Here is a 16,255-nt window from a genome sequence, read left to right on the forward strand (position 1 = left end):
ACCGGGTCGCCGCCCGAAGGCGGCGGCCCGGACCCTGCGCTCAGAACTTGAAGCGCGTGCCCACCACCACAGAGCGGCCGTTGCCGGGCTCGAACAGCGCCTGGTTTGGACTGGCCCGACCGGTTACGCTCACGCTCGCGATATAGTTCACATTCAGAAGGTTGCGGGCGTCGAGATAGACCGCCGGCCCTTTGCCGTTGTCGTAACCCGTGCGGAAGTTGAGCAGGGCGTAGGGCGAGGTGTCGAGCGTATTGGCGTCGTCCACATAATAGGCTACCGGCACCCACTCCACGTTCGGCCCTGCGTAGAAGCCGCTCGGATGCTTGTAGAGCAGTTCCGCCCGCAGATAGTGGGGCGGGATGCCCGGCAGGCGGTTGTTGCCCCACACCGGATCATTGTCGAAATAGAAGTCGCTGTAGGTGTAGGCGACATTCAGCCAGATGCTGTCGGTGATCGGGCCGGGCGTGAAGAGATCCTTCAGCACCTGCACGCCGAAGCCCAGCTCCAGCCCCTGATGGATGGTGCTGCCGAGATTGACCACCGTGCAGGTGAGGCCTTGCGTGTTGCCGGGGTCCTGGCACTGCAGCTCGTTCTGCACCCACGAGCGATAGAGCGAGACGTCCCAGCTGTAGGTCGGCTGGCGGCCGCGGGTGCCGATCTCGACCGTCGTCGCCGTCTGCGCCTTCAGATTGCCGATGACCACGCTGCCGAAGTCGGTGAGCTCGGAGAAGGTCGGTATCTCGCCGGAGCGCGAGACGTTGCCGAAGACCTGCGCGCCCGGCGCCATCTCGTAGACGAAGCCGCCCTTGGGCAGGAACAGGTTGTAGTCGTTGCCGCCCGACACCGCCTTGTAGAAGGCCGTGCGGTCGAGGCTGGCGGTGAGGAACTGGCCGGCGCCGACGAAGGCGAAGTTCGGGGCCAGATAGAAATGGTCCTCGAAATAATAGGTCGTCGTGGTGGCGCTGTCGTTGCTCCAGTAGGCGAGGGCGCCGGCGATGCCCGCCACATTGTTGTAGCGCTTGGCGTCGGTGGTGCCGGTTCCGTAATTGATCCCGAGCACGAGGCGGTTGTTGAAGCCGCCGATGCTGCGCTCGTCCACGAGGCGGGTGAAGGCGCCATATTCCTCGTAATTGTAGTTCAGCACCTGAAAGATGGGGTGGTTGAGATCCTTGTTGGTGTAGAAGACGCCGGCCTCCAGCTTCGTGGTGTCGGAGAGCAGGGCCGTTGTCTTGTTGGCGAGGCGCACGGACTCGATGTTGCGCTGGTAATTCAGCAGCACGTTGGTGGGATTGGCGGTCTGCGGAGAATTCAGCGCCACGGTCTTGGAGACGGCGCCGGGGATCTGCTGGTTCACATTGGTGGCATTGAGATAGAAGCGCGTCTCCAGGCTCTCGTTGAGCTGGATGCCAAAATTGGCGCTGCCGCGCGTGTTCTCGCCTGCGGAGTGGTCGCGGAAGCCTTCCTGAGTCAGCCACGAGCCGGTGACGAAGCCATCGAAGGCGCCCTGCGCACCGCCGCTGCTCGCCTGAAGGCGATAGAAGCCGAAGGAGCCGATGTCGAAGCGGGCCTCGAACGGGCTCGCCGTGCGGCCCGTGGGCGTCACGAAATTGATGGCGCCGCCCAGCGCATTGGCGCCGAACTGGTAGCCGTTGGCGCCCTTGAACACCTCCACATATTGGAAGGCGGTGGGGTCGATCTCCTGAAAGTCGCCGCCGCCATCCACGGAGGACAGGGGAACACCATCCTGAAACAGCTGGATGCCCCGCAGGTGCGCGCTGCGCGAGATGCCGGAGCCGCGAATGGACAGGCGGGTGTCCTCGCCCCATTTCGGCTGCGCGAACACGCCCGGCACGAAGTCCAGCATGTCCTTGATGGTCTTGGCCTGCGTGTCATCCCATGTCATGGCGCCCACCACCTCGGCGCCGCCGGGCGTGAGCTCGATGTTCGCCCGCGCCTGCGATTCGGACGGGACGGTAAGGCTGCCGCCCGGTGCCGCCTGCACGGAGATGGTGGGCAGTTCCACCGCGCTCGCGGCAGCGGGGACCTGCTGGGCGAGAGCGGAACCGGGAAGCGCCAGCGCGGTGGCGGCAAGGAGGGCGCGCGGAAGGGCGCCCCGAAGCAGGGGACGGGGTGGGGAATAAGGCATGGCAATGCACCGCGGCCTCCGGCGCCCATCGGCGGCCGGGCCTGAGAAACGAGCTATGGGCGGAAATGGCGGGAGCGGTGCCCTTCAGCGCCTGCGGTTCTCGATCGCCAACCGGTAGCCAGCCATTGACCTCGAGTGCCGCAGCCCGAAGGGCGGCAGCAGGCGCAGGGCCTGCCGCGAACGCTCCAGCGTGCGCAATCTCAGGCCGTGGCGGGCGGTGCGCGGGGACGGGCCGACGTGGCGGCCCGGTGGGAGAGAAGCGGCCAGTCCGAACGCCCGGCTTCGGGTGCCAGCACCACGAAGGCCCGCTTCAGCGGCGAGGCGAGGGGGCCCGGCAGGACTGGCGTTCCGCCGGCCAGCGGGCACGCGAAACAATCGTGTGCCTTGGACGGCGTGTCCGGACCACCGTGATCCTGATCGGCCGAGGTGCCGAGGCAGAGGATGAACCCGTCATTCCCCGCCGGCGCTGCCATGGCACCGAGCGCAAGGCCCGAGATCAGCGCTTGGAAGACGAGAAGATAGGCGGCAAGCCAGCTCAGGCCGATGCGGGCACCGCCGCGCGCATGCGCGGCCGCGGGATGCCTCTGCGGCGTCAGAAGGGGTGCTGGGGAACCCGCCACTGCGTCGGCCTCTGGATGGCTGGAAATGTCCGCTCCTGCGGCGGACGCGCGCGGCGCTTGCCGCAATTGATCCATATGGATGCCACATCCGCGGCGATTTTCGCAACGTCACCGGATGCGTCATCTGCGCACAACGGTCGTTCCGCGCACATTTTCATTCCGCAGCGCGGCGAAAACGCGTTATAAGGGACCCAGCCAGCCAATTCCCCGTGCGATCGGGGATCGCCAGCCAACCGATGTCCTTTGAACGATCGATTGCTGGTGGCGTGATGACGATACGCGGTGGTTCTTCCAAGCCTGTGGCGCGTGTGCGGGGTGCGATGGCAGCCGTCGCTGCGCTGTCCGTTGCCTTGACCCTCAGCTGCGGAGCCCGGGCCGAGGACAAACTGCGCCTCGCGCAGACAACCGCCCCGGTGGCGGCCGCGCCCGCCGTTACCCCCACAGCGCCGAAGCCCGCACCCGTGGCGCCGTCACCTTACGGCGTGCAGCCTTCCGCTCCGCCGGCGCCCGTCGGTGCACCGCCGCCGCCGTCGGCCGCCCTTGCCCCCGCGACGGCCCAGCTCCCTCCGGCTACGGCTCCCGCCACTCCGCCCGCCCCGACCGCCCCCGCTGGCGCTGCTCCGGCCTCGGCGGCTGCGCCTGCGCTTCCCGCGCCGCCTGCGCCCGCCGCGGAAGCCGCGCCCCGGCCGGCGGCGCTGCTGCCCCATGACCTGTCCCCCTGGGGCATGTTCATGGCTGCGGACATCGTGGTGAAGGTGGTGATGAGCGGCCTCGCGCTCGCCTCCGTCATCACCTGGACCATCTGGCTGGTGAAGGTGCTCGAACTCACCACCGCCAACCGTCAGGTGCGGCGCGCGCTGCACACCCTGCGCGAATCATCCAACCTGCTGGGCAGCGCCCGCGCCCTGCCGCCGCGCGGCGGCGCCTCCGCCCGCCTCATCCAGTCGGCGCTCGGCGAACTCGAAGCCTCCCGGGCCCTGCCTGCCGAAGGCATCAAGGAGCGCGTCGCCATATCGCTCAACCGCATCGAGGCGGCGGCGGGCCGGCGCATGTCGCTCGGCACGGGCCTTCTCGCCACCATCGGTTCCACGGCGCCCTTCATCGGCCTGTTCGGCACCGTGTGGGGCATCATGAACAGCTTCATCGGCATCTCGAAGGCGCAGACCACCAACCTCGCGGTGGTCGCCCCCGGCATCGCCGAGGCGCTGCTCGCCACCGCCATCGGCCTCGTGGCGGCCATCCCGGCGGTCATCATCTACAACGTCTTCGCCCGCGCCATCTCCAACTACAAGGCGAGCCTCTCTGACGCCTCGGCCGAGGTGATGCGCCACCTCTCCCGCGATCTCGATCGCGAGGCCTCGGGGGCCAACCGTCTGCGCGCTGCGGCGGAGTGAGCCATGGCCGCGAAGCTTGATCTCGGCGGGGATGACCTCGTCGAAAACCACGACATCAACGTCACGCCCTTCATCGACGTCATTTTGGTGCTGCTCATCATCTTCATGGTGGCGGCGCCGCTCGCGACGGTGGACGTGCCGGTGGACCTGCCGGTGGCCAATGCCCAGCAGCAGCCGCGGCCGGACAAGCCGCTGTTCCTCACCATCCAGCCGGACCTCAAGCTCTCGGTGGGCGACGAGGCAGTGCAGCGCGACAGCCTGCCGGCGGCCCTCGACGCCGTGACCCATGGCGACCGCCAGCAGCGCGTGTTCGTGCGCGCCGACAAGGCCGTGCCCTATGGCGACGTGATGGAGGTGATGAATCTTCTGCGCTCGGCCGGCTATCTGAAGATCGGTCTCGTCGGCCTGGACACGGCCGCGGCCGCCACCGCGCCCGCTGGTGCCCCGCCCGCGGCGGGAGCCGCCCAGTGACGGCCACCTACCCGCATCATCACCACGAGCACCACGGGCCGCTGCCGGTGGGGCGCTGGGTGCTGGCCGGCGCCCTGATCCTCGCGATCCACGGCGGCGCGGTCTATGCGGGGCTGAAGTGGCACAAGGTGGAGGGCATCAGCGAGCCGCCGCCGGCCGCCGTGATGATCGACCTCGCCCCGCTGCCGGTGGCGCCGCCTTCCGAGACCGAGGACGTGGCGCCCGGACCGCAGATGGTGCAGGCCCCCGAGCCGGTGCCGGATGCGCCGGACACCATGGAAGACTCCACCCCGCCGCCGACGCCGGAGGTGGTGGAGGAGCCCATCGAGAAGATGCCGGACCTGCCGACGCCCCCCGTGATGGCCGAGGCGGTGCTGCCGCCTCCGCGCCCGATCGTGCAGGAACCACCTCCGCCGCAGAAGAAGCCGGAAGAGAAGAAGCCAGAGAAGAAGGCGAGCCGTCGCCCGGCCGCGCCGGTGACCAGTGCTGCGCCCAAGCTCGATGCGCCGACGTCCAATGCCATTGCGGCGCCGTCCGCGGGCGCCTCGTCCTCGGCATCCACGGCGCCGGCCACGTGGCGCAGCATGATCGTGGGCCATCTCAACCGCTACAAGCGCTATCCCTCCGAGGCACGCGCCAAGCGGGAGGAGGGCACCGCCCGCCTGCGCTTCACCATCGACCGGGCCGGCCGCGTCATCGGCGCCAGCCTCGCCGGCACGTCGGGCCACGCGCTGCTGGATGAGGAGACGCTGGAGATGGTGCGCCGCGCCTCGCCCTTCCCGGCACCGCCCGCCGAAGTGGCGGGAGCCAGCATCACCTTCACCGTGCCGGTGGATTTCAACGTCCGCTGACCGTCCGCGCCGCAGCGGACAATGCGTCCAAGCGCGAAACGCGCCTGGGTGTGGCATGGGGTGCAAGGCTGGTGGGCAGGTAGGCTTTGGACTTGGCGGGTGCGCTGTGATAAGCGAGCCCTCCGACCGGCCGCCCCGCGAGGAGCCTGCCGCGCCGAACGTTTCGGAGACTATCCATGGCCTCGTCCGCTGCGCACAGCGCCTCCGCCTCGGCGGAGATGAACCGCTTCTTCTCCGCCTCCCTCGCGGAGGTTGATCCCGAGATCGCCGCCGCCGTGTCGGCCGAACTCGGTCGCCAGCGCGAGGAAATCGAGCTCATCGCCTCGGAAAACATCGTCTCCCGCGCCGTGCTCGAGGCCCAGGGCTCGGTGCTCACCAACAAGTACGCCGAGGGCTATCCGGGCAAGCGCTATTATGGCGGCTGCCAGTTCGTGGACGTGGCCGAGAACCTCGCCATCGATCGCGCCAAGAAGCTGTTCGGCTGCGCCTTCGCGAACGTACAGCCGAATTCCGGCAGCCAGGCCAATCAGGGCGTCTTCTTCACCCTGATGCAGCCGGGCGACACCTTCCTCGGCCTCAACCTCGCCGCCGGCGGCCATCTGACCCATGGCTCGCCGGTCAACATGTCGGGCAAGTGGTTCAACGCGGTGGCCTATGGCGTGCGCGAGGACGACCAGCGCATTGATTATGACGTGGTCGCCCAGCTCGCCGACCAGCACAAGCCGAAGGTCATCGTGGCCGGCGGCTCGGCCTATCCGCGCGTCATCGATTTCGCCCGCATGCGGCAGATCGCCGACAGCGTCGGCGCCAAGCTCATGGTGGACATGGCGCACTTCGCGGGCCTCGTGGCCGGCGGCGCCCACCCGAGCCCGTTCCCGCACGCCCATGTGGTGACCACCACCACGCACAAGACCCTGCGCGGCCCGCGCGGCGGCATGATCCTCACGAATGACGAGGAGCTGGCGAAGAAGCTCAACTCCGCCATCTTCCCCGGCATCCAGGGTGGCCCGCTCATGCATGTCATCGCCGCCAAGGCGGTGGCCTTCGGCGAAGCGCTGCGCCCCGAGTTCAAGGTCTATGCCAAGAACGTGGTGGAGAATGCCCGCGCGCTGGCCGAGAACCTGCGCGGCCACGGCTTCGACATCGTGTCCGACGGCACCGACACGCATCTGATGCTGGTGGACCTGCGTCCCAAGCGCCTCACCGGCAAGATTTCGGAGAATGCGCTCGGCCGCGCCCACATCACCTGCAACAAGAACGGCATTCCGTTCGACCCCGAGAAGCCGGCGGTCACCTCGGGCGTGCGCCTCGGCACCCCGGCGGGCACCACCCGCGGCTTCGGCGTGGCCGAGTTCCAGCAGATCGGCGACATGATCGCCGAAGTGCTGGACGTGCTGTCGCAGAAGGGCGTCGCCGAGGACAGCCTCGTGGAAGAAGCGGTGCGCGGCAAGGTGAAGTCGCTGCTCGCCCGCTTCCCCATCTACAACTGATCCTGCCCGCTCCGGCGACTGCCGGGGCAGGCCCCGTTTGGCAGCGCGCGGGTCATCGGCCCGCGCGCTTTTCGTCCGATCCCGTGCGGCAAGGGACAGGTCTTCATGCGGTGCCCCTATTGCGGCAGTCTCGACACCCAGGTGAAGGACAGCCGCCCCACCGAGGACAACACCGCCATCCGCCGCCGCCGGGTCTGCCCGGATTGCGGCGGGCGGTTCACCACCTTCGAGCGCGTGCAGTTGCGCGAACTGATGGTGGTGAAGCGCTCGGGCCGCCGCGTGCCCTTCGATCGCGACAAGCTCGCCCGGTCCGTGGAAATCGCCCTGCGCAAGCGTCCGGTCGAGACCGAGCGCGTGGAGCGGATGCTCTCCGGCCTCGTGCGGCAGCTGGAGAGCCTCGGGGATACGGAGATCACCTCCGAGACCATCGGCGAGATGGTGATGGAGGGTCTGAAGCAGATCGACGACGTGGCTTATGTCCGCTTCGCCTCCGTCTATCGCAATTTCCGTGAGGCGCGCGATTTCGAGAGCCTGCTGGACGAATTGCAGCTCGGCGAGCGCAAGGCGGAGGCGCTGGCCAAGCTGAAGCGCGCGGACCGCACAGCGTCCGAAAGCGAACCGGAGTAGGGGCCATGAGCGCTGCTGCGGTGGGCCTTGGCCGGGCCGGCGTCTTCTCGCCCGAGGAAGACGAGGCCCTGATGGCGGAGGCGCTGGCGGTCGGCCAGCTCGGCCTCGGCCGCACCTGGCCCAACCCTTCCGTGGGCGCCGTCGTGGTGCGCCCGACCTCGGCTGGTCCCCAGATTCTCGGTCGTGCCGGCACGGCGCCCGCCGGCCGTCCCCATGCGGAGCCGCTGGCGCTGGCGCAGGCGGGCGACGCGGCCCGCGGGGCGACGCTCTATGTCACGCTGGAGCCCTGCTCGCATTTCGGCCGCACGCCGCCCTGCGCGGATGCGGTGATCGCCGCCGGCATCACCCGCGTGGTTGCGGCGGTGGAGGATCCCGATCCGCGCGTACGGGGCAGGGGGGTCGCCCGCATGCGCGCGGCGGGCCTGTGGGTCACCGTGGGTGTCGGCGCCGAGCGGGCGCTGGAGGATCATGCGGGCCACATCAGCCGCGTCACCCGCGGCCGGCCTCACGTGCTCCTCAAGATGGCCGTCTCGGCTGATGGCAAGGCGGGCCTTGAAGGCCCGCGCCCCGCCGCCATCACCGGCGAGGAGGCGCGCGCCCGTGTCCATCTCATGCGCGCACACGCGGACGCCATCATGGTCGGCATCGGCACCGTTCTGGCGGACGATCCGCAGCTCACCGTGCGCCTGCCCGGCATGGAAGGGCGCTCGCCGGTGCGGATCGTGCTCGACGGCGACCTGCGCCTGCCGACCACCTGCGGCCTGGTGCGTACGGCGGAGCAGGTGCCTGTGTGGGCCATCGCCGCCGAGGATGCGCCCGCCGAGCGCGAGAAGGCGCTGGTGGATGCGGGTGTTCAGGTGTTGCGCGCCCCCCGCGCTGCTTCCGGCCGCCTCGATCTCCCGGCGGTGATGAAGCTTCTCGGCCTCCTCGGCGTCACCCGCCTGATGGTGGAAGGCGGCCCGCAGGTGGCCGCAGCGCTGCTGGATGAGGGGCTGGTGGACGAGGTTGCGGTGCTGCGTTCCCCCGACGCGCTGGGGGCAGGGGGCCTCGATGCGCTGGCCGGCCGGCCGCTCGCGCGCCTCACCGAGCCGGTGGGCTTTGCGGTGGTGGAGCGCACGGAGCTTGGCCGCGACAGTCTCATGCGGCTGCGGCGGCTCTGATCTGCGCCCTGTTTTTGCTGCCGTTGGCGGTGGGTGGTGGTACAGAGGCGTTTCGATCCCCGTGCAGCCGCTCCTTGGGCAGGCCGCGCGGCCCCACTCATTGCGGCGAAGACCCGCGCGGACGGAACCATGTTCACTGGCATCGTCACGGATCTCGGCGAGATCGTCGATCTGGAAGTGCACAATGAAGTGCGCACCTTCGGCATCGCGACCGACTACAAGCCTTCCTCCATCGATATCGGCGCCTCCATCGCCTGTTCCGGCGTGTGCCTGACGGTGACCAAGGTGAAGAAGCGCGGGCCCAAGCGCGCCGTCTTCTACGTGGACGCCGCCCCCGAGACGCTGGCCATCACCACGGTGGCGAAGTGGCGCGAGGGGGCGCGGATCAATCTGGAGCGCTCGCTGACCATTGGCGGCGAGCTCGGCGGACATCTCGTGACCGGCCATGTGGACGGCATCGCGAGGGTCGTTGCCCGCGACGATTTCGAGGAGACGAGCCGCTTCACCTTCGAGGCGCCGGAGCCGCTGGCCCGCTTCATCGCCGCCAAGGGCTCGGTGTGTCTCGATGGCACGTCCCTGACCGTCAATACGGTGAAGGGCAACCGGTTCTCGTGCCTGCTCATCCCCCACACGCTTGCCGTCACCACCTGGGGCGTCGTGCAGGCGGAAGATGAGATCAATCTCGAAGTGGACCTCATGGCCCGCTATGCCGCGCGCCTTGCGCAGTATGAGCCGGCCTAGAGGGCGTCAGGCTTCGATTGCCCGGCAATTGAAGCCGTAAGACGCTCTCCATTTGAAATCGGAGCCGGATTTCCCGGGCAGAAGGATTTCCTCTGACCCCTTCCGGCTCTAGTACCTGACGCGCCCGAATCGGAGAACATCAAGATGGTAAGCACGCGCAAGGAAGGCGCGAGCGCCGGGGAGCCCGTCACCGGGGCCCGAGTGCTGATTGTGGAAGGGCGCTATTACGAGGCGCTGGCGGACGAGCTTCTGGCCGGCGCTCGCGCCGCGCTGGAAGCGGCCGGTGCCACCGTGGACGTGATCACTGTTCCGGGTGCGCTGGAAATCCCGATCGCCGCCGAGATCGCCCTCGAGGCGGCCGAGGAAGAGGACGAGCCTTACGAGGCAGTGGTGGCGCTCGGCTGCGTCATCCGCGGCGAGACCTACCATTTCGAGATCGTGGCGGGAGAATCCTCGCGCGGCCTCATGGATCTGGCGCTCGCCCATGCCCTGCCGCTCGGCAATGGCATCCTGACCGTGGAAACCGAGGCGCAGGCCTGGGAGCGGGCGCGGGTGGGCGAGGGCAACAAGGGCGGCGGTGCCGCCGAAGCCGCTTTGAGCCTGGTGCGCCTGAAGCGCCGGGGCCTCAAATGAGCGATCAGGTCTCCAAGCCCATGCGCAAGAGCGCGGCCCGTCTCGCGGCGTGCAGGCGCTCTACCAGATGGACATCGCCGGCACGCCGGTGAACGAGATCCTCGCGGAGTTCGAGACCCACTGGCTCGGCCGCGAGGTCGAGGGCGACGTCTATCCGGAAGCCGACCGCGCCCTGTTCCGCACGGTGGTCGAAGGCGTGCTCGCCCAGCAGCGCACCATCGACCCCATGGTGGACGAGGCGCTCACCGCCGGCTGGCCGCTGCGCCGGGTGGAACTGGTGATGCGCGCCACCCTGCGCGCCGGCGCCTTCGAGCTGATCGGCAAGCCGGAAACGCCCGCGCGTGTGGTGATCGCCGAATATGTGAACGTCGCCGCCGCCTTCTTCGAACGCGAGGAGACCGGCATGGTGAACGCGGTTCTGGATTCCCTCGCCCGCAAGCTGCGCGCCGAGGAGTTCGCCTGAGGCGCCCCTTCGCCTTCGGTCGTGCCCGGACCGGATCCGGGCATCCAGGGAGGCGGGGACATGCGCCCGGCGTCCGGTCCATTCTTTTCTGACGCGAGGAGCGCGATGACGGCCGGCAGCGGGGAAGACGACATCATTGCCCGTTATTTCCGGCCCATCGCGACCCATGCCGAGGCGCGCGGCCTGTTCGACGATGCCGCGCTGCTGACCCCGCCGCCCGGCTGCGACCTGGTGCTGACCAAGGACGCGCTGGTGGCGGGCGTCCACTTCTTCGCCGACGATCCCCCGGCTTCGATCGCCCGCAAGGCGCTGCGGGTGAACCTCTCCGATCTCGCCGCCAAGGGTGCGCGCCCGCTCGGCGCGCTGCTCGCCATCGCCTTGCCCCGTCCCATGGACCCGGAATGGCTCGGCGCCTTCGCGGAGGCGCTGGGCGCGGATGCGGAGCGCTTCGGCTGTCCCATCCTCGGCGGCGACACGGTAAGCACGCCCGGGCCCGTCACCCTCTCTATCACCGCCTTTGGGGCCGTACCCACCGGCGGCTTCGTCCCGCGCACGGGTGCGGCGCCGGGCCATGCGCTGCTGGTGTCCGGCACCATCGGGGACGCCGCGCTCGGCCTGCAACTGCGCCTCGCGCCGGATCGCCCCGGCTTTGAGGCGCTGTCGGCCGAGCAGAAGGCCTTTCTCGCCGACCGTTTCCTGCATCCGCAGCCCCGCCTGCCGCTGGCTGAGGCCCTGCGGGATCATGCCGCGGCGGCCATGGATGTCTCGGACGGGCTCGTGGGCGACTTCGCCAAGATGATGTCCGCCTCCGGCTGTGGCGGCCTCGTGCGGGCGGCTCAGGTGCCGCTGTCCGACGCGGCTGCGGCCGCCATCGCAGCCGAGCCCGCGCTTCTGGCTGACGTGCTGGGCGGCGGGGATGATTATGAGATCGCCACCGCCGTACCGCACGACGCCGTGCCGGTGTTCCGTGCCGCCGCCCAGGCGGCGGGTATCGCGGTCACCGTGATCGGCGAGACCTATAAGGGCGATGGACTAGATCTAGTGGGTCTCGACGGCCAGCCGCTCTATCTCGACCGGCGCAGCTTCAGCCACTTCTGAGCTGGCGGCGCTTGTCCAGCGCCCATCGAACGTTTTGGTGCTGTCACACAAAGTGCCCACAATGGCTTGTGGATGACGTGCATAAGGACACGCCCTTCGGCGCGCCCGAGGGATGCCTGTCCACAGCCCCGATCCGGCCGCAAATGGCTACGGGCAAACGGCTGTTAGGGGTTTATTAACAGGTGGCGCCTCACTATATTTAGTAGGAAAGCCGCTCTCGGAGCCCCCAAATCTGCGTTTGACGGCGACGCCAGACTCGCACTAGCGTCGCCACATTCAAGAACGGCGCGGACGATCTGAGGCCACGGCCTCGTGTCTTCGCGCCTGCCTTCCAGAAACAGCAGTCCGGCTCCGGGACGGCGCAAAGCGCCGCGCCCAACGTTGCGTCGCGGCCTGCCAATGACCACCTATTATGCCCCGGACCGGGGCCCTGCGCTGAGGAGCATTCGGTCATGCGCGTTGAACGCCGCTACACCACGGAAGGCCGCTCGCCTTATGACGCCATCGCGTTTCGCGAGGCTGTCAGCGAGATTCGCAACCCCAATGGTTCGGTGGTGTTCCGCCAGGAAGGCATCGAGGTTCCCGCGCAGTTCTCGCAGGTGGCGAGCGACATTCTCGCGCAGAAGTATTTCCGTAAGGCCGGCGTTCCGGCGCGCCTGAAGAAGGTGGAGGAGAACGCCGTTCCCTCCTTCCTGTGGCGCTCGGTGCCGGACGAGGCGGCCCTTGCCGCGCTGCCCGAGAAGGAGCGCTACGTCGGCGAAAGCTCCGCCAAGCAGGTGTTCGACCGTCTGGCCGGCACCTGGACCTACTGGGGCTGGAAGGGCGGCTATTTCGACACGGAGGCGGACGCGCAGGCCTTCTTCGACGAGCACCGCTACATGCTCGCCATGCAGATGGTGGCGCCTAACTCGCCGCAGTGGTTCAACACCGGCCTGCACTGGGCCTATGGCATCGACGGCCCCGGCCAGGGCCATTTCTACGTCGATTACAAGTCTGGCGAGCTTCTGGCCTCCACCTCGGCCTATGAGCATCCCCAGCCGCACGCCTGCTTCATCCAGTCCGTGGGCGACGACCTCGTGAACGAGGGCGGCATCATGGACCTGTGGGTGCGCGAGGCGCGCCTGTTCAAGTATGGCTCCGGCACCGGCTCCAACTTCTCCGCCCTGCGCGGCGAGGGAGAGCGCCTGTCGGGTGGCGGCAAGTCCTCCGGCCTCATGAGCTTCCTCAAGATCGGCGACCGCGCGGCGGGCGCCATCAAGTCCGGCGGCACCACCCGCCGCGCCGCCAAGATGGTGGTTGTGGATGCCGACCATCCGGATATCGAATCTTATGTGAACTGGAAGGTGCTGGAGGAGCAGAAGGTCGCCTCCCTCGTCACCGGCTCGCGCATCAATGCCAAGCACCTGAAAGCCGTGCTCAAGGCCTGCGTGAACTGCGAGGGCACGGGCGACTCCTGCTTCGACCCCGAGAAGAACCCGGCGCTAAAGCGCGAGATCAAGGCCGCCCGCAAGGCCGGCGTGGTGGATGCCGCCATCCGCCGCGTGATCCAGTATGCCCGCCAGGGCTTCACTGACATCGATGTCGCCATCTACGACACCGACTGGGACGGCGAGGCCTATCTGACGGTGGCCGGCCAGAACTCCAACAACTCGGTGCGCGTGACCGACGACTTCCTGCGCGCCGTGGAGGAGGATGCGGACTGGAACCTCATCCGCCGCACCGACGGCAAGGTGCACAAGACCGTCAAGGCCCGCGAACTGTGGGACAAGATCGGCTCGGCCGCCTGGCACTGCGCCGACCCCGGCATCCAGTTCCACACTACCATCAACGACTGGCACACCTGCCCGTCGGGCGGTGAGATCCGCGCCTCCAATCCGTGCTCCGAGTACATGTTCCTCGATGACACGGCCTGCAATCTCGCCTCGCTGAACCTGCTGCAGTTCCGCGATAGCGAGAAGCGCTTCGACGTGGAGAGCTTCGAGCACGCGGTGCGCCTGTGGACCGTGGTGCTGGAAATCTCCGTGCTGATGGCGCAGTTCCCCTCGCGCCGCATCGCCGAGCTCTCCTACGAATACCGCACGCTGGGCCTCGGCTACGCCAATATCGGCGGCCTGCTGATGACCGCCGGTATCCCCTATGACTCGGCCGAGGGCCGTGCCATCTGCGGCGCCATCTCCGCCATCATGACCGGGATCTGCTACGCGACCTCCGCCGAGATGGCGAAGGAGCTTGGGCCCTTCCCGGCCTATGAGCAGAACGCCACGTCCATGCTGCGGGTCATCCGCAACCACCGCCGCGCCGCTTACGGCGAGGCCAAGGGCTATGAGGGGCTCTCCATCGCCCCGGTGCCGCTCGACCATGCGTCCTGCAAGGACGAGCGCCTCGTGGCCCACGCCAAGGCGGCCTGGGACAAGGCGCTGGCTGACGGCGAGAAGCACGGCTACCGCAATGCGCAAGTGAGCGTGATCGCCCCCACCGGCACCATCGGCCTGGTGATGGACTGCGACACCACCGGCATCGAGCCCGATTTCGCCCTGGTGAAGTTCAAGAAGCTCGCCGGCGGTGGCTACTTCAAGATCATCAACGGCGCCGTGCCAGAGGCGCTGCGCACGCTCGGCTACAGCGAGGCGCAGATCGCCGAGATCGAGGCCTATGCGGTGGGCCACGGCTCGCTGGCGCAGGCTCCGGCGATCAACCACGGCTCTCTGAAGGCCAAGGGCTTCGACGCCGAGGCCATCGCCAAGGCTGAAGCCGCGGTGAAGACCGCCTTCGACATCAAGTTCGCCTTCAACCGCTGGACCTTCGGCGACGACTTCCTCACGAAGTCGCTCGGCGTCTCCGCGGCCCAGCTCGCGGACCCGAAATTCGACCTGCTCTCGCACCTCGGCTTCTCCAAGGCCGACGTGGAAGCCGCCAACGTGCATGTGTGCGGCGCCATGACCCTTGAGGGCGCGCCCTATCTGAAGGCCGAGCACCTGCCGGTGTTCGACTGCGCCTCGCCCTGCGGGCGCATCGGCAAGCGCTTCCTCTCCGTGGAGAGCCACATCCGCATGATGGCTGCTGCGCAGCCGTTCATCTCGGGTGCCATCTCGAAGACCATCAACATGCCCAACGAGGCGACGGTGGAGGATTGCCTGTCCTCCTACCTGCTCTCCTGGCGCCTCGCGCTGAAGGCCAATGCGCTCTATCGCGACGGCTCCAAGCTCTCCCAGCCGCTGAATGCCCAGCTGGTGGCGGACGACGAGGACGAGGAGGATGCGGTGGAAGCGCTGGTGGCCCAGCCGGCCGCAGCCCGCGCCGCGACCGTCACCGAGAAGATTGTTGAGCGGGTGATCGAGCGCGTCATCGAGCGCAACGTCCACGACCGCGAGAAGATGCCCGACCGCCGCAAGGGCTACACCCAGAAGGCGGTGGTGGGCGGCCACAAGGTCTATCTGCGCACCGGCGAATATGATGACGGCCGCCTCGGCGAGATCTTCATCGACATGCACAAGGAAGGCGCGGCGCTGCGCTCCTTCATCAACAACTTCGCCATCTCGGTGTCGCTCGGCCTCCAGTACGGCGTGCCGCTGGAGGAGTATGTGGACGCCTTCACCTTCACCCGCTTCGAGCCGGCGGGCCCGGTGCAGGGCAACGACACCATCAAGTATGCCACCTCAATCCTGGACTATGTGTTCCGCGAGCTGGCGGTCTCCTACCTTGGCCGCTACGACCTCGGGCATGTGGACCAGACGGAGACCGGCTTCGACGCGCTCGGCAAGGGCGTTGACGAAGGCAAGGCCCCGACGGGCGGCGCTGCGGCCGCTGCCGCCTCGCGTGTGGTCTCCAAGGGCCTCGTGCGCGGCAAGAACGTGAGCCTGCTGGTGCCGCAGCTCGCCGAGCCGCGTGCCTCCTCGGACAACGTGACCGTGCTGCGGGCCCGTACCGAGGGCGCCACGGCGCTGAAGCCCGAGGCCGAGCTGGAAGAGGGAGCTGCCGAGCTCGAGGAGGCTGTTGAGAGCCTGCTCGACAAGCCGCTCGCCTGGACACCGGCGGCCCGCACCCAGGACCGCCGCGCCGAGGCCCGCGCCCGCGGCTATGAAGGCGAAGCCTGCCCCGAGTGCATGAACTTCACCATGGTGCGCAACGGCACCTGCCTGAAGTGCAACACCTGCGGCGCCACCACCGGCTGCTCGTGAGGGGGAGGGGCTGTTGTTGGTGTCGTGGCACCCAAAGGTTGAGCATTTGACGCCATAGTGTGGCTCATTGGCAGCCAAAGGTTGGCGCACTGCCTGAAAACGGCGCGGATAAAGGGAAAGGGCCCCGCATTCACGGAGGCCCTTTTTCGTTTTTGTGTTCCGCGCCTTCTCGGTGTTTGACCGCAGGCGATGAGCCTCGCGGGAATCGCAACGTGCTGTGTCGCCAAGTGGCAACGCACCCAAGGTAGAGGAGGCGCTGGCCGGCCGCGCGCCCGTCAGGCGGCATGACTCCCAAGCCCCCAGCCCGGCCCATTTCGGTCCTCGGCGTGGCCTCGGCGCGGGAGCTGCTGCTGGATCTCGCTGGTCCCATCGAAGTTTTGCGC

At 68.3% G+C, this 16,255-nt stretch carries 13 protein-coding genes; 11 read left to right on the top strand and 2 right to left on the bottom strand.

The genetic code is table 11. The features are described 5' to 3' along the window. Window positions 1-40: 40 nt before the first annotated feature. Window positions 41-2,146, bottom strand: coding sequence for a TonB-dependent receptor family protein (locus AZC_RS06465; RefSeq protein ID WP_012169787.1), 2,106 nt, complete (start codon window positions 2,144-2,146; stop codon window positions 41-43). A gap of 200 nt (window positions 2,147-2,346) precedes the next feature. Then, window positions 2,347-2,766 (bottom strand): DUF2946 family protein, encoded by a 420-nt coding sequence (locus tag AZC_RS06470; RefSeq protein ID WP_043878996.1) that lies wholly within the window; start codon window positions 2,764-2,766, stop codon window positions 2,347-2,349. A 731-nt stretch (window positions 2,767-3,497) separates the two neighbouring features. Here AZC_RS06470 and exbB point away from each other — a divergent pair. From exbB to AZC_RS06525, 11 genes are all read left to right on the top strand, one after another. Then, window positions 3,498-4,160: a tonB-system energizer ExbB gene (gene exbB, locus AZC_RS26405; protein ID WP_420794818.1), complete on the top strand. Its 663-nt coding sequence runs from the start codon at window positions 3,498-3,500 to the stop codon at window positions 4,158-4,160. A gap of 3 nt (window positions 4,161-4,163) precedes the next feature. Beyond that, the gene (exbD, locus tag AZC_RS06480) at window positions 4,164-4,631 is read left to right on the top strand and encodes a TonB system transport protein ExbD (protein ID WP_012169790.1); all 468 of its coding nucleotides are present in this window, start codon (window positions 4,164-4,166) and stop codon (window positions 4,629-4,631) included. Continuing rightward, a complete protein-coding gene (locus AZC_RS06485; protein ID WP_012169791.1) occupies window positions 4,628-5,482 on the top strand; it encodes an energy transducer TonB family protein in 855 nt (284 codons plus the stop codon). The genes exbD and AZC_RS06485 overlap by 4 nt, the downstream gene beginning before the upstream one ends. Window positions 5,483-5,658: 176 nt before the next feature. Beyond that, the gene (glyA, locus tag AZC_RS06490) at window positions 5,659-6,972 is read left to right on the top strand and encodes a serine hydroxymethyltransferase (RefSeq protein WP_012169792.1); all 1,314 of its coding nucleotides are present in this window, start codon (window positions 5,659-5,661) and stop codon (window positions 6,970-6,972) included. A gap of 105 nt (window positions 6,973-7,077) precedes the next feature. Next, window positions 7,078-7,599, top strand: coding sequence for a transcriptional regulator NrdR (gene nrdR, locus AZC_RS06495; RefSeq protein ID WP_012169793.1), 522 nt, complete (start codon window positions 7,078-7,080; stop codon window positions 7,597-7,599). 5 nt (window positions 7,600-7,604) lie between these two features. Beyond that, window positions 7,605-8,759, top strand: a complete 1,155-nt coding sequence (ribD, locus tag AZC_RS06500) for a bifunctional diaminohydroxyphosphoribosylaminopyrimidine deaminase/5-amino-6-(5-phosphoribosylamino)uracil reductase RibD (protein ID WP_012169794.1) — start codon at window positions 7,605-7,607, stop codon at window positions 8,757-8,759. A gap of 129 nt (window positions 8,760-8,888) precedes the next feature. Further along, window positions 8,889-9,500 carry a riboflavin synthase gene (locus AZC_RS06505; RefSeq protein WP_012169795.1) on the top strand — a complete coding sequence of 204 codons (612 nt, stop codon included), beginning with the start codon at window positions 8,889-8,891 and terminating at the stop codon, window positions 9,498-9,500. Window positions 9,501-9,644: 144 nt separating this feature from the next. Next, window positions 9,645-10,133, top strand: a complete 489-nt coding sequence (gene ribH, locus AZC_RS06510; protein WP_012169796.1) for a 6,7-dimethyl-8-ribityllumazine synthase — start codon at window positions 9,645-9,647, stop codon at window positions 10,131-10,133. A 67-nt stretch (window positions 10,134-10,200) separates the two neighbouring features. Next, on the top strand, window positions 10,201-10,596 hold the full coding sequence (gene nusB / locus AZC_RS06515) for a transcription antitermination factor NusB (RefSeq protein WP_148209809.1): 396 nt from the start codon (window positions 10,201-10,203) through the stop codon (window positions 10,594-10,596). Between the two features lie 105 nt (window positions 10,597-10,701). After that, the gene (gene thiL / locus AZC_RS06520; RefSeq protein ID WP_043878998.1) at window positions 10,702-11,694 is read left to right on the top strand and encodes a thiamine-phosphate kinase; all 993 of its coding nucleotides are present in this window, start codon (window positions 10,702-10,704) and stop codon (window positions 11,692-11,694) included. Window positions 11,695-12,146: 452 nt separating this feature from the next. Then, the gene (locus tag AZC_RS06525) at window positions 12,147-15,872 is read left to right on the top strand and encodes a vitamin B12-dependent ribonucleotide reductase (RefSeq protein ID WP_012169799.1); all 3,726 of its coding nucleotides are present in this window, start codon (window positions 12,147-12,149) and stop codon (window positions 15,870-15,872) included. The last annotated feature ends 383 nt before the right edge of the window (window positions 15,873-16,255 follow it).

This window comes from Azorhizobium caulinodans ORS 571, assembly GCF_000010525.1.
Taxonomy (GTDB): domain Bacteria; phylum Pseudomonadota; class Alphaproteobacteria; order Rhizobiales; family Xanthobacteraceae; genus Azorhizobium; species Azorhizobium caulinodans.

Bases quoted from the DNA above. Each gene is read 5' to 3' on its own strand.
- AZC_RS06465 (WP_012169787.1), bottom strand. From the start codon at position 2,146: ATGCCTTATTCCCCACCCCGTCCCCTGCTTCGGGGCGCCCTTCCGCGC.
- exbB (WP_420794818.1), top strand. From the start codon at position 3,498: ATGGCTGCGGACATCGTGGTGAAGGTGGTGATGAGCGGCCTCGCGCTC.
- exbD (WP_012169790.1), top strand. From the start codon at position 4,164: ATGGCCGCGAAGCTTGATCTCGGCGGGGATGACCTCGTCGAAAACCAC.
- glyA (WP_012169792.1), top strand. From the start codon at position 5,659: ATGGCCTCGTCCGCTGCGCACAGCGCCTCCGCCTCGGCGGAGATGAAC.
- nrdR (WP_012169793.1), top strand. From the start codon at position 7,078: ATGCGGTGCCCCTATTGCGGCAGTCTCGACACCCAGGTGAAGGACAGC.
- ribD (WP_012169794.1), top strand. From the start codon at position 7,605: ATGAGCGCTGCTGCGGTGGGCCTTGGCCGGGCCGGCGTCTTCTCGCCC.
- AZC_RS06505 (WP_012169795.1), top strand. From the start codon at position 8,889: ATGTTCACTGGCATCGTCACGGATCTCGGCGAGATCGTCGATCTGGAA.
- ribH (WP_012169796.1), top strand. From the start codon at position 9,645: ATGGTAAGCACGCGCAAGGAAGGCGCGAGCGCCGGGGAGCCCGTCACC.
- nusB (WP_148209809.1), top strand. From the start codon at position 10,201: ATGGACATCGCCGGCACGCCGGTGAACGAGATCCTCGCGGAGTTCGAG.
- thiL (WP_043878998.1), top strand. From the start codon at position 10,702: ATGACGGCCGGCAGCGGGGAAGACGACATCATTGCCCGTTATTTCCGG.
- AZC_RS06525 (WP_012169799.1), top strand. From the start codon at position 12,147: ATGCGCGTTGAACGCCGCTACACCACGGAAGGCCGCTCGCCTTATGAC.